Annotated in this window: 14 protein-coding genes and 1 pseudogene; 9 read left to right on the top strand and 6 right to left on the bottom strand. The window is 71.9% G+C overall.

Features of this window, described 5'->3' with window-relative positions; genetic code table 11:
* Positions 1 to 79: 79 nt before the first annotated feature.
* The 3 genes from RLT58_RS18875 (at position 80) to RLT58_RS18865 (ending at position 2,511) form a co-directional block, all read left to right on the top strand.
* The gene (locus RLT58_RS18875; RefSeq protein ID WP_311311552.1) at positions 80 to 664 is read left to right on the top strand and encodes a TetR/AcrR family transcriptional regulator; all 585 of its coding nucleotides are present in this window, start codon (positions 80 to 82) and stop codon (positions 662 to 664) included.
* Between the two features lie 139 nt (positions 665 to 803).
* Positions 804 to 1,562 (top strand): SDR family NAD(P)-dependent oxidoreductase, encoded by a 759-nt coding sequence (locus tag RLT58_RS18870; RefSeq protein ID WP_311311551.1) that lies wholly within the window; start codon positions 804 to 806, stop codon positions 1,560 to 1,562.
* Between the two features lie 73 nt (positions 1,563 to 1,635).
* The gene (locus RLT58_RS18865; RefSeq protein WP_311311550.1) at positions 1,636 to 2,511 is read left to right on the top strand and encodes a glycosyltransferase family 2 protein; all 876 of its coding nucleotides are present in this window, start codon (positions 1,636 to 1,638) and stop codon (positions 2,509 to 2,511) included.
* Between the two features lie 131 nt (positions 2,512 to 2,642).
* On the opposite strand, the gene RLT58_RS18860 is transcribed toward RLT58_RS18865, so the two are convergent.
* Both RLT58_RS18860 and RLT58_RS18855 read right to left on the bottom strand, forming a co-directional pair.
* Entirely contained in the window at positions 2,643 to 3,572 is a 930-nt protein-coding gene (locus RLT58_RS18860) for a glycoside hydrolase family 11 protein (protein WP_311314561.1), read from the bottom strand.
* Positions 3,573 to 3,937: 365 nt separating this feature from the next.
* Entirely contained in the window at positions 3,938 to 4,915 is a 978-nt protein-coding gene (locus tag RLT58_RS18855) for an SMP-30/gluconolactonase/LRE family protein (RefSeq protein WP_311311549.1), read from the bottom strand.
* 244 nt (positions 4,916 to 5,159) lie between these two features.
* Between RLT58_RS18855 and RLT58_RS18850 the strand changes: the two genes are divergently transcribed.
* From RLT58_RS18850 to RLT58_RS18840, 3 genes are all read left to right on the top strand, one after another.
* The gene (locus tag RLT58_RS18850) at positions 5,160 to 6,731 is read left to right on the top strand and encodes a DUF8823 domain-containing protein (RefSeq protein ID WP_311314560.1); all 1,572 of its coding nucleotides are present in this window, start codon (positions 5,160 to 5,162) and stop codon (positions 6,729 to 6,731) included.
* A 212-nt stretch (positions 6,732 to 6,943) separates the two neighbouring features.
* Positions 6,944 to 8,296: an ammonium transporter gene (locus tag RLT58_RS18845; RefSeq protein ID WP_311311548.1), complete on the top strand. Its 1,353-nt coding sequence runs from the start codon at positions 6,944 to 6,946 to the stop codon at positions 8,294 to 8,296.
* Positions 8,293 to 8,631 carry a P-II family nitrogen regulator gene (locus tag RLT58_RS18840; RefSeq protein WP_311311547.1) on the top strand — a complete coding sequence of 113 codons (339 nt, stop codon included), beginning with the start codon at positions 8,293 to 8,295 and terminating at the stop codon, positions 8,629 to 8,631. The genes RLT58_RS18845 and RLT58_RS18840 overlap by 4 nt, the downstream gene beginning before the upstream one ends.
* 18 nt (positions 8,632 to 8,649) lie before the next feature.
* Here RLT58_RS18840 and RLT58_RS18835 read toward each other — a convergent pair.
* The 3 genes and pseudogenes from RLT58_RS18835 to RLT58_RS18825 all read right to left on the bottom strand — a co-directional run.
* Positions 8,650 to 8,793: pseudogene (locus RLT58_RS18835) on the bottom strand (response regulator transcription factor); the annotation flags it as partial.
* Between the two features lie 40 nt (positions 8,794 to 8,833).
* Positions 8,834 to 9,427, bottom strand: a complete 594-nt coding sequence (locus RLT58_RS18830) for a GNAT family N-acetyltransferase (RefSeq protein WP_311311546.1) — start codon at positions 9,425 to 9,427, stop codon at positions 8,834 to 8,836.
* A gap of 46 nt (positions 9,428 to 9,473) precedes the next feature.
* Positions 9,474 to 10,250 (bottom strand): peptidoglycan recognition protein family protein, encoded by a 777-nt coding sequence (locus RLT58_RS18825; protein ID WP_311311545.1) that lies wholly within the window; start codon positions 10,248 to 10,250, stop codon positions 9,474 to 9,476.
* A gap of 295 nt (positions 10,251 to 10,545) precedes the next feature.
* Here RLT58_RS18825 and crcB (RLT58_RS18820) point away from each other — a divergent pair, with 295 nt between their 5' ends.
* The 3 genes from crcB (RLT58_RS18820) to crcB (RLT58_RS18810) are packed head-to-tail and all read left to right on the top strand — an operon-like array spanning position 10,546 to position 11,695.
* Positions 10,546 to 10,962: a fluoride efflux transporter CrcB gene (gene crcB / locus RLT58_RS18820; RefSeq protein ID WP_311311544.1), complete on the top strand. Its 417-nt coding sequence runs from the start codon at positions 10,546 to 10,548 to the stop codon at positions 10,960 to 10,962.
* On the top strand, positions 10,959 to 11,324 hold the full coding sequence (locus RLT58_RS18815; RefSeq protein ID WP_311311543.1) for a putative PII-like signaling protein: 366 nt from the start codon (positions 10,959 to 10,961) through the stop codon (positions 11,322 to 11,324). The genes crcB (RLT58_RS18820) and RLT58_RS18815 overlap by 4 nt, the downstream gene beginning before the upstream one ends.
* A complete protein-coding gene (gene crcB / locus RLT58_RS18810; protein ID WP_311311542.1) occupies positions 11,321 to 11,695 on the top strand; it encodes a fluoride efflux transporter CrcB in 375 nt (124 codons plus the stop codon). Before RLT58_RS18815 ends, crcB (RLT58_RS18810) begins: the two co-directional genes overlap by 4 nt.
* Positions 11,696 to 11,770: 75 nt before the next feature.
* Here the strand turns inward: crcB (RLT58_RS18810) and RLT58_RS18805 are convergent, their stop codons facing one another.
* On the bottom strand, positions 11,771 to 12,082 hold the full coding sequence (locus tag RLT58_RS18805; RefSeq protein WP_311311541.1) for an SCO5918 family protein: 312 nt from the start codon (positions 12,080 to 12,082) through the stop codon (positions 11,771 to 11,773).
* Between the last annotated feature and the right edge of the window lie 42 nt (positions 12,083 to 12,124).

Genomic DNA, 12,124 nt, shown 5'->3' with positions numbered 1-12,124 from the left:
TCGGGCGGGCGCCGGAGCTGCCGACTCGTACGGGTGATCTTTATTGACCGATCGTTCCAGTTGAGTCTAGGGTTTCCGTATGGCCAGGACCAAGGAATTCGATCCGGAGGCCGCGCTCCAGTCGGCCCTTGAGCTGTTCTGGCAGCGCGGGTACGAAGCGACGTCGATGGCCGACCTCGTCGAGCGCCTCGGCGTCGGCCGGGCCAGCATCTACGCCACGTTCGGCAACAAGCACGAGCTGTACCTCAAAGCCATGGACCGGTACACGGAGGGGCACGACCCGGTCCTCCTCGCCGAGCTGTCCCAGCCGGGGCCCGCCCTGCCGGCGGTGCGGGCCGTGGTGCGCCGCTTCGCCTCGGAGGCCGGCTCGGCGGAGGCCCGGCTGCAGGGCTGCCTCATCACCAACACCGCGACGGAGCTGGCCCCGCACGACCCCGAGGCCGCCCGCCGGGTCGAGATCAGCTGGGAGCACATCGAGACCCCGCTGCACTCCGCGCTCATACGGGCCCAGGCCCAGGGCGAGCTGCCCGAGGACCGTGACCCGCGAGCCCTGGCCCGCATGCTGCTCGTGCTCCTCCAGGGCGTACGGGTCGTGGGCAAGGCATCCAGCGACCCCGCGCGCGTCCGGGACGCGGCCGAGCAGGCACTGTCCTTGCTGGACTGACCGAGACCACGCCCTTCCCGCCCTTCCCGCCCTCTCCGCCCGCACCGCTCCCACCTCGCCACGCCCTCCCCGGCTCAGCCATGCCCAAATATTGGACCGATCGATCCAATATGAACAGACAGACCCAGGAGTTGTCGCCATGAATCGCTTCACCGGCAAGACCGTGCTCGTCACCGGAGCCGGATCCGGGCTCGGCCGGGCCATCGCGCTCGCCTTCGCCGCAGAGGGGGCCTCCGTGGTCGCCGCCGGGCGCACCGCCGCCTCGTTGGACGAGACGGTGCGGCTCATCGAGGCAGACGGAGGCAGCGCCGCCGCCGTGACCGCCGATGTCACCGACTCGGGCCAGGTCCGGGACCTCGTGCGCGAGAGCGTCAGCCGCTTCGGCGGTCTCGACATCGCGGTCAACAACGCGGGGATCCTGCGTGGCTCGGGTCCCGTCGCGGAGGTGAGCGAGGAGGACTGGGACGCGGTGCTGCGGACGAACGTCACCGGCGTCTGGCTGGCCATGAAGCACGAGATCGCGCACATGAGGGAGAACGGGGGCGGGGCCATCGTCAACATCGCCTCCAACCTGGGCGCCCACCTGCGCATACCGAACGCCGCCGCGTACATCACCTCGAAGGCGGCGGTCTCCGCGCTGACCCGGGCGGCTGCCCTCGACCACATCCACCAGGGCATCCGGATCAACGCGGTCAGCCCGGGCGCGTCCGACGCCCCCATGTCGCTGCACCCGGGAGAGACGGAGGCCGACCGGGCCGAGCGGGTGAAGTCGCAGAACCCCCTGGGCCGGGTCGCGGAGGCCGAGGAGGTGGCGGCGGCGGTGCTGTACCTCGCCTCGCCCGCAGCCGGTTCGGTGGTCGGGACGGACCTGGTCGTCGACAGCGGGTCATCGGCGTGAGACGGCGGTGGCGTGAGGGCGGGGTGCGCAGCCCCTAGCATCGGCAGCCAGTCGACCGAGGGAGTTTGCCGCCATGTCATTGCCGCGTATCGGGGTCGTCATCGTGACCATGGGCACGCGCCCTCGGGAGCTGGAGGACCTCCTCGCCTCGGTGGACAAGCAGGACGTTCCCGCGGCGCGGGTCGTGCTGGTGGGCAATGCGACCTCCCTCGACGATGTGGCGACCGACGCGACCAGGATCCCGCTCGACGAGAACCTCGGCTGCCCCGGTGGCCGCAACGTCGGCCTGGAGCTGCTGCGGGACTCGGGCGATGTCGATGTCGTCGTCGAGCTGGACGACGACGGGCTGCTCATCGCCGACGACGTGTTCCGCAGGGTGCAGCGGCTCTTCGCGGAGGACCCGAAGCTCGGGATCGTCGGGTTCCGGGTCGCCGACGAGGACGGCTGCACCGAGCGGCGCTGGGTGCCCAGGCTGCGGGCGGACGATCCGATGCGGGGCGGTCCGGTGACCGCGTTCCTCGGTGGCGGCCATGCCTTCTCGATGCCGATGCTCCGGCAGACCGGGCTGTGGCCGGCGGAGTTCTTCTTCGGGCACGAGGAGTCCGACCTCGCGTGGCGGGCGCTCGACGCGGGGTGGGAGATCCGCTACGTGCCCGAGCTGGTGCTCCAGCATCCGAGGACGTCACCGGCCAGGCACGCGGTGTACTACCGGTTCACCGCGCGCAATCGGGTGTGGCTGGCGCGGCGGCGGCTCCCGGTGCCTCTGATTCCGGTGTACCTCGGAGTCTGGATCACCCTCGCCATGCTGCGGATGCGGTCCCTGACGGGGCTGAAGGCATGGTGGGGCGGCTTCGCCGAAGGGGTGCGGACGTCGTGCGGGACGCGTGCGCCGATGAGCTGGCGCACGGTGTGGCGGATGACGCGGCTGGGGCGGCCGCCGGTTCTCTGAGCCGGTCCGCCGGCGGGTGGGGCGGCGGGCTCGGGGGCCGCCGCCCCACCGGGGGGGGAGGTGCGCTGAGGGGATCAGGGGGTCGGGGTTAGGGGGTCGGGGTCAGAGGGGCAGGGCCGGGGCGCAGGGGCTCAGCTTGCGTTGCAGGAGACCGTGGGCCAGGTCCAGTTGCCGTTGGCCTGGAGGGTGAGGCCGAAGTTGTTGCCGCTGCCGTTGGGTTTGGCGGTGAGGACCTGGGCGCTCGGGTAGCTTGCGCTGATGTTCCAGGTGGAGAGGATCTTCTCGGGGGACGGGACGTTCACGCTCACGGTCCAGTTGCTGGACCCGCTGACCGCCACGTTGAGGTTGTAGCGGTCGCTCCACTTCTCGCCGGCGGACAGAGTGGCGGTGCAGCCGCCGTTGCCACCGCCTCCGCCACTGCCGTTGTCGCCGCCGCCTCCGGACGTGCTGCCCAGGGTGATGGTGGAGCTGCCGCTGCTCTGGTAGCCCTCGGTGGCCATGATCATGTAGTTGAAGGTGCCGAGGTTCATGCCGTGCTGGGCCCAGGCGTCGAAGTGGTTGCCGGTGGTGATGGTGCCGCCGGTCCGCTTGGACTGGCGGACGCTCCAGTACTGGTTGAAGGTCCGGGTGCCCTCGATGGAGGGGGCTTTGGTCCGGGTCGTCTCGTAGATGTCGTACGTGCCGCCGTCGCTGGTGACGGTGCCCTTGAAGGTTCCGGTGGGGCGGTAGGTGCCCCAGTTGTCGACGATGTAGTACTCGACGAGGGGGTTGGTCGACCAGCCGTAGAGGGCCAGGTAGGCGTTGCCGGAGGGGTTGAAGGTGCCCGAGTAGCTCACGCTCCGGCGGCCGCCGGTGCTCCAGCCCTTGCCGGCGACGAAGTTGCCGGTGTTGCTCCACGACGTGCCGTAGGTGCCGCCGGAGCCCAGGTTCATCGACACCGTGCCGGGGCTGTCGGTCCAGAACGAGTAGTAGTAGCCGTTGTCGGTCCCGGTCCGGTTCGAGGTGACCGTCGTGTCGGCGCTGGCGGTCGCGGGCAGGGCGATCGCGGCGACGGCGGCCATCGCCAGGGCGAAGGCACTGCGGATGAACAGCCTGAGACGGTGCGGCGTTCCGGTGCGGTGCAGCGATCCGGAGCTGCTGCGGGAGCGGCTTGCCGGGCGTGCGGGTGCGTCGTACATGGGGCTCCTCCTCGTCCTCGTAAGGCCGTTGGAAGTTGAGGCCTATCGACGGCGATCAGTGTTGGACCGGCCCCAGGGGCTGTCAATGCTTTCGGCAATTATTTCGAAACTATCGACTGCCTTGAAAGGAGAGGGGGTTGAGCATTTTTGCAGATCAACACGCCTTGATGTCAGGTTGCAAACAAGGGAGTTGCGGGGTTCCGTGCGGAACCCCGCGACTCACCCTCGACCGCTTTCGAAAGTTTCGGTCACGCCAGGGAGCACCGTTTGAACGCGCCCTGGCCGAGCCACGGGCGGCGGCCCGGGCCCGTCGGGTGGGTTCCCGTCACGCCCATCACCACCGAGTAGAGACTCGTCTCCGCGGTGATGAAGAGGCGGTTGCGCTTCGCGCCGCCCCAGGAGATGTTGGCGACCGCCTCCGGGACGTTGAGGCGTCCGATGAGCGTGCCGTCCGGGTCGTAGCAGTGCACGCCGTCGTTCATCGCGGCGGCCCAGAGCCGGCCGCCGTCGTCGAAGCGGAGGTTGTCGAAGCGGGCCTCCTTGCGGGCGCCCGCCTCCGCGAAGACCTCGCCGTGCGAGAGCGTGCCGTCCTCCCGTACGCCGAAGACGCGGATGCATCCGGCGCGGGTGTCGGAGACGTACAGCCGCTGCTCGTCGGCCGAGAAGACCAGGCCGTTCGGGGCGCCGAAGCCGTCCGCGACGAGCCGTACCTCCCCGGTGGCCGGATCGATGCGGTAGACGTTGTTGGCGCCGATCTCGCTCTCCGCGCGGTAGCCCTCGTAGTCGCTGGTGATCCCGAAGTCCGGGTCGGAGAACCAGATCGAGCCGTCGGACTTGACCGCCGCGTCGTTCGGGCTGTTCAGCCGCTTGCCCTGCCAGCGGTCGGCCAGCACGGTGACCGTGCCGTCGTGCTCGGTGCGGGTGACGCGGCGGTTGCCCTGTTCGCAGGTGATGAGGCGCCCCTCGCGGTCGAGGGTGTTGCCGTTGGTGTGTCCCGCCGAGCGGCGGAAGACGCTGACCGCGCCCGTCTCCTCGTCCCAGCGCAGCATCCGGTCGTTGGGGATGTCGCTCCAGATCACCTGCCGCCAGGCGGGCAGATAGACCGGGCCCTCGGCCCACCGGCAGCCGGTGTACAGGACCTCCAGGCCGTCGTCGCCGTTCATGCACCGCCCCGTGCGGAACCGGTCGTCGAGAAGTTCGTACAGTCCCGCGTTCTCGCTGGTCATGCCTCTCCATCCCTTCGGGTACACCCCGCATGCCCGCCGGCACGCGGTTCGGTGGGAGAGATGAGATCACGGACGCGCCCGCAGGCCGCGAAATCCGTCCGCCGGGCGGAGCCCCGCCGGGCCGTAGGGTTGCCGGGTGGGTGTGAGCGGAGCGGTGCGGGCGGATGCGGGCGACAGGGACCAGCGGCGGGACCACCGGCCGCAGGAGCCGGACGGCCTTCGGCCCTGGTGGCACCGCCACCGCGTGCCGCTCGTCGCCGTCGCGGCCGTGGTCCCGCTGTACGCCGTGTGGGCCGCCCTCCTGGCCACCGGCGGGGGCGATCTCGCCGCCCAGCAGGCCTGGTCGGGCTTCACCGCGCGCCACCCGGGCTCGGCGTACAACCTCTCCTGGTACGGCGGGATGCACACCGCCAACTACAGCGTCTTCTCCTCGTACCTGATGGCCCTCCTCGGGGTCCGGACGGTGTCCGTCGTCGCCGGGATCGCGGCCACCTGGCTGATGGCCCGCCTCCTCGTCCGTACGGGCACGCGCCATGCGCTCGTCGCCTCGCTGCTGGCCGCGTTCGCGCTGTGGTGCAACGTCGCGTCGGGACGTACGACCTTCGCTCTCGGTGTCGCCATCGCCCTCGTCGCCTGCGTGTACGCGCACCGCGCCGTGACCGCCGTCGTCGCCGGGGCGCTGGCGACGATGGCCAGTCCGGTGGCGGGGCTGTTCCTCGTCGTGGTGGGGGCGGCCCGCCTTCTCGACCGGCAGTGGCGAAGGGGCGCCGTGCTGATGGCGCCGTTCTTCGCCGTCGTGGGTGCCACCACCGTGCTCTTCCCCTTCCAGGGCGAACAGCCCATGCACGCGAACCGGTTGTGGATGCCGCTCGTCGTCTGCGCCGCGCTGGCGGCCGCGGCGCCGCGGGGGCGGGAGTGGCGGGTGCCGCGTCACGGGGCCGTGGTGTACGCGGTCGGCGTCGTGCTGACGTTCCTCGTGGCCTCACCGATCGGGACGAACGTCGAGCGGCTGCTCGGTCTCGTCGCCCTGCCCGTGCTGTTCGTGGCCGTCATGGACGTCGTACGGGAGAAGGCGTGGGTCCGTACGGTCGTGCTGGCCGCCGCCCTCGCGCTGTCCGCCCAGTGGCTCGTCGACAAGACGGTCGACGACCTGCGGGTCTCCACCGAGGTGCCGTCCTGGGCGTCCGGCACCGAGGGCGTCGTCGGTGAACTGCGCCGCCTCGGCGCCGAGCGCACCCGGGTCGAGGTCGTCCCGGCCCGCAACCACCGGGAGGCGGCCGTCCTCTCCCCGTACGTCTCGCTGGCCCGGGGCTGGAACCGTCAGCTCGACGTCGAACGCGGGCGGCTCTTCTACGCGCACGGGGACGGCGGGGCGCTCTCGCCGGCCGACTACCGGGCCTGGCTGGACCACTGGGCCGTGGGCTTCGTGGTCCTGCCCCACGGCCGGCCCGACGGACCGGCCGAGTCCGAGGCGGCCCTGGTGCGCGCGGGCCGGCCCTGGCTGGAGCGCGTGTGGCAGGACGACGGCTGGACGGTCTACCGGGTGCGGGAGGCGACGCCGCTGGTGCCGGCGCCCGCGTCCGTCGTCGGCGGGGACGACGCCGAGCTGGTGGTACGGATGCCCCATGCGGGCTCGGTGACCGTACGCGTGGCCTACTCGCCCTGGCTGCGTGTGCAGGCCGTCGGCGACGGCGGTGGGAGCGGCGGGGCGTGCCTGCGGCAGAACGGCGAGTGGACCGAGCTGACCGTGCGGAAGGGCGGGACGTACCGGCTGCACTCCGCGTACGGGCTCGCCCGCTTCACCGGCGGCTGCTGACCCGGCCGCTCCGACCCGCCCGCTGCCGACCCGGCCCCTGCTCCGGCCGCTGGTGAAAGCACGCACGCCGCCCGCCTCCCGCCCCCGTGAGATTTCGGCAATGCCCGGGCAATGAAATACGGCGGAAACACCGGGGTCCCCTTGCCGAAACGCGGGACGGTCACGCTCGCAGTCGCCCCCACCGCACGCCGCCCCGAGGAGGGACTCCCCCCGTGACCCCCGTGACCGTGGCCGCGGCAGGCCTCGACACAGGTGATACCGCCTGGCTGCTCGCCGCCACCGCACTCGTCCTGCTGATGACTCCCGGGCTCGCGCTGTTCTACGGCGGCATGGTCCGCACGAAGAGCGTCCTCAACATGCTGATGATGAGCTTCGTGTCGATCGCGCTGGTCACCGTCGTCTGGCTGGTCGCGGGGTACTCGCTCGCCTTCGGCGACGACGCCTTCGGCGGGCTCGTCGGGAACCTCGGGCACCTGGGGCTGGCGGACATCGGCCCCGACGCGCTCACGGGCAGTGTCCCCACCCTGCTGTTCACCACCTTCCAGCTCACCTTCGCCATCATCACGGCGGCCCTGATCAGCGGTGCGGTCGCCGACCGTACGAAGTTCGCCGCCTGGCTGGTCTTCGTGCCGGTGTGGGCGCTGCTCGTATACGCTCCCGTCGCGCACTGGGTCTGGGGACCCGGCGGCTGGATCAAGGACTCGCTGGGCGCGCTGGACTTCGCCGGCGGGCTGGTGGTCGAGATCGCGTCCGGGGCCTCCGGTCTGGCGCTCGCCCTCGTGGTGGGCCCGCGCATCGGGTTCAAGAAGGACGCGATGCGCCCGCACAACCTGCCCATGGTGATGCTCGGCGCCGGGCTCCTCTGGTTCGGCTGGCTCGGCTTCAACGGCGGCTCCGCCCTCGGCGCCAACGGCCTCGCGGCGGCCTCCATGCTCAACACGCTCGTCGCCGGCTGCGCCGGGCTCCTCGGCTGGCTCTTCGTCGAGCAGCGCCGCGACGGCCACCCCACCACCTTCGGCGCGGCCTCGGGCGCGGTCGCCGGACTGGTCGCGATCACCCCGGCGTGCGGCACGGTCGGCATCGTGGGCGGGGCCGCAGTGGGACTCGCGGCGGGCGTCGTCTGCTCGTACGCCGTCGCCTGGAAGTTCCGCTTCGACTACGACGACTCGCTGGACGTGGTCGGTGTGCACCTCGTCGGCGGCGTCGTCGGCACCCTGCTCATCGGCCTGTTCGCGACCTCCGCGATGACCGGCGGCGCGGAGGGCCTGCTGTACGGGGGCGGCCTCGGGCAGCTCGGCCGGCAGGCGGTCGCCGTGCTCGCCGTCGCGGCGTACACGTTCCTGATGACGTACGCGATCGGCAAGGCGATCGACCGGCTGATGGGGCTGCGGGCCTCCTCCGACGACGAACTTACGGGACTCGACCAGACACTGCACGCGGAGAGCGCCTACGATCACGGCGCACTGGGCCACGGTGCGCTGGGTCATGGCGCGTTGGGCCACGGCGCACCGCAGCCCGGCACCCGGCCGGCGCAGCTCCCGAAGGACAGGAACCCCGCCCCGTGAAGATCGTCACCGCCGTCGTCAGACCGCACCGCCTCGACGAGGTGAAGGCAGCCCTCCAGGAGATCGGCGTGCACGGGCTCACCGTCACCGAGGCCGGCGGGTACGGCCGCCAGCACGGCCACACCGAGGTCTACCGGGGCGCCGAGTACCGCGTCGACCTGGTGCCCAAGGTCCGGATCGAGGTGGTCGTGGCCGACGCGGACGAGGAGGCGACCGTCGACGCCGTCGTCCGCGCCGCCCGCACGGACCGGATCGGCGACGGCAAGATCTGGGTGCAGCCCGTGGAGACGGTCGTACGGGTCCGCACGGGCGAGCGCGGGCCGGACGCGCTGTAGGACCCGGACCCGGCCCTGACGGCGTTGCAGCAGACCGCCGTTCATCGCGACCACCACCGCGCGGGTGCGGTCGCTGGCGTCGAGCTTGGCGAAGATCCGCAGCAGATGGGTCTTCACGGTGGCCTCGCCGATGAACAGCCGGCGGCCGATCTCCACGTTCGATGTCCACCGGTCGGTGGACACGGGCTCGCACGACGGTCCGTCAGAGCCGTTGCGACAGGCGGGCCTTGGCCTGCGGCCACTCCTCGGCGAGCAGTGAGAAATAGACCGTGTCGCGCCAGGTCCCGTCGGGGCGGCGGCGGTGGCGGCGCAGCACTCCCTCGTGGCGGGCGCCGAGACGGGCGATCGCCTCCCGGGAGCGTACGTTCAGATGGTCGGTCTTCAACTGGACGCGCCCCATGCCCAGTTCCTCGAAGGCGTGGGTGAGCAGGAGGAGCTTCGTCTCGGAGTTGACCGCCGTACGCCAGTGGGCGCGGCCGTACCACGTGGAGCCGATCTCCAGGCGTTCGTTGTCCACGTCGATGTCCATGTACGTGCTCCAGCCGATCGCCTGTCCGCTCGCCCGGTGGACGACGGCGAACGGGACACAGGCCCCCTGCCGGGCGCTGTCGAGGACGGCCGTGAGCTTGTGGCCGAGCTCCTCCCGGGTGCGCGGGGCCGGGCCGCCCTGCCAGCGCCAGACCTCCTCGTCGTTGCCGCCGGCCGCGAAGAGGCCGTCGAGATGGCCGGGGTCCAGGGGTTCGAGGCGGACATGGGTGCCGGTCAGGGTCACGGGGAGCGGGGTCGTCGCAGACATGGCGGCACCCTAGCCCATTTCGAACTAGGCATAACACATCTTTGATCTAGCGCAAAGAGTCGTGCGGGGTGCCGGCGTCCTCCGTGTCCGTACGGCCCGTGCGCAGGGCGGCCGCCGCGGACCGGATCGAGGGGAGCGCGGAGTACAGCGCCTCGCCGGGGCAGCTGGTCTGGTAGGTGTCGCGGTGGCCCGAGATGACGTTCAGCTCGGCGCTGGTGCCCTTGGGGTAGCGGCTCGCGTCGTTCGTCGAGACCAGCCGTACCGTGCCGCGCGGATCGACACCGGGCCGCAGCTTCCAGGCGGCCACCTCCGCGAGCGCCCGCAGCACGGCCGCGGGCACCTCCTCGCCGCGCCCGTAGTCGCCCAGTACGGCGATGCCCACGCTGTCGGCGTTGAAGCCCGTCGTGTGCGCCCCGCGCACCGACCGGTCGATGCCGCCCGCCCGGCCCTCGTAGATCGTTCCGCACCGGTCGACGAGGAAGTTGTAGCCGATGTCGTCCCAGCCGTTGCCCTTGATGTGGGCCTCCTCGACCGCCCGCAGCAGCGCGGGCACCTCGGCGCAGTCGTAGTCGTTCGTCTCCCCCGTGTGATGGATGAAGACCGCCCGCGCCGGGCCCGTGTAGACGGCCCGCTCCCGGACGATCTTCTCGTCCGCGTGCCACTGCGCGCGGGTGACGACCACCGGCCTCGGCACCGCGCGGGCCGCCTCATGGACCGGGGCGGCGGGCGGCGCGGGCCGCACGAAGGGCACCGGGGCGTCCCGCGGAATCAGGAGTACGAGCGGGAGGGCCGCGGCACCCAGACATATGCGTCGGAGCCACATGGGACCACCCTGCGGCCTCACCGCCCGGCCCGCAGAAGGGGTGGCCATTCGAGTGAACCGCACCCCTCTCACCTGCGGTTATTCCGCGCGGGCAGCGGCGTGCGGGAGAGCGGGTGCCGACCCGGGACGGCCGGGCCCGGCCTCCGCGATATCCTGGGGGCAGCGGAGACCGGAGACGGTCCTCGCGCGGCGGTGGGGCCCGCCGTACCCGAACCGCGGCCGATGTGCCGCCAACGGTCCCTACTTGCGCAGATGCGCGCCCGCGTCCGGCGGGCGCCCGGCAGGTAGGAGACGTGTGTCCACGAAGAGACTTCACCCGCAGGCCGCCGTCGTCGCGGTGGTGGCGCTCGGCGGCGCCATCGGGTCGTCCGCCCGCTACGGAGCAGGACTGCTGTGGCCCACCCCGGCCGGCGCGTTCCCGTGGACGACCCTCACGGTCAATGTGATCGGCTGCGCGGTCATCGGCGTCTTCATGGTGGTGATCAGCGACGTCTGGGCCGCCCACCGGCTGGTGCGGCCGTTCTTCGGTACGGGCGTGCTGGGCGGGTTCACCACCTTCTCCACCTACGCCGTGGACATCGAACGCCTCGTGGACGGGGGCCGGGCCCGCACCGGCCTCGCGTATCTGGGACTGACACTGCTCGCGGCCCTCGCGGCGGTGTGGAGCGCGGTGTGGCTGACCCGCCGCGCACTGGCGTGGAGGCAGGCATGACGACACCCCTGACCGAACCCGGCCTGCGGCTCACCGTGCTGGTCGGCGAGTCCGACACCTGGCACCACCGGCCGGCGTACACCGAGATCGTGCACCGGGCGCACGCGGCGGGACTGGCGGGCGCCAGCGTCTTCCGGGGCATCGAGGGCTTCGGCGCCTCCTCGATGATCCACACCCAGCGGCTGCTGTCGCTGAGCGAGGAGCTGCCGGTGGTCGTCGTGATCGTGGACACCGAGGCCCGGGTCCGCGCCTTCCTGCCGCAGGTCATGGAGCCGGCCGGCGACGGCACCGTCACCCTGGACGTCTGCGAGATCGCCCGCCGGGCGGACGCGGACCCGGACATAGACGGGGAGCGGCGGTGAACTGGCTGCTGGTGATCGCCGGTGCGGCGGCGGGCGCCCCGCTGCGCTATCTGACCGACCGGGCCGTGCAGGCCCGCCACGACACCGTCTTCCCCTGGGGCACGTTCGCGGTGAACGTGAGCGGCTGCCTGGTGCTGGGCCTGCTGACCGGCGCGGTCGCGGCCGGCGCCGCGTCCTCCCCCGTCCAGCTGCTGATCGGCACGGGGCTGTGCGGGGCGCTGACCACGTATTCGACGTTCAGCTACGAGACGCTGCGGCTGGCCGAGGACGGGGCGCGGTTCTACGCGGCGGCCAATGTGGTGGCGAGCGTGGTCGCGGGGCTCGGCTCGGTGTTCGTCGGGGTGACGCTCGCCGAGGCGCTCTGGGCCTGAGTCCCGGTCGGCGCCCGCACACGAAGGAGCCCGGCCTCCCCTCTCGGGAAGGCCGGGCTCCGGTGTGCCGTCGGCTCAGGCGTCCTGGCCCGGCGTCCCCAGCGCGGCCGAGGCCGCCTCCAGGGGGCTGAGCACCACGGGCGCGGCGGGCGCCGGGACCGACCGGCAGGTGAAGCCGAGGCGCGAGAGCGCCCGGGTCACCTCACCGGCCGAGAAGTCACGGCGGTCCTGCCGGGTGATGACCTCACCCACCTGCTTGACCGGGTAGACACGGCGGCTGATGATCACCGAGTCCCCGGTGACGGGTTCGGGCTTGATGCCCTTCATCGATTCCTCGACCTCGTGCTTGAACAGGTCGAACGGGAAACGGGCGATGACGCAGCGCATAGTGCCTCAACGGGGTCGGGGGACGGAACCGGGCGGGAACGC

This window comes from Streptomyces sp. ITFR-16 (assembly GCF_031844705.1).
In the GTDB taxonomy this organism is placed as follows: domain Bacteria; phylum Actinomycetota; class Actinomycetes; order Streptomycetales; family Streptomycetaceae; genus Streptomyces.
This window is presented reverse-complemented; position numbering and strand designations above follow the sequence as displayed.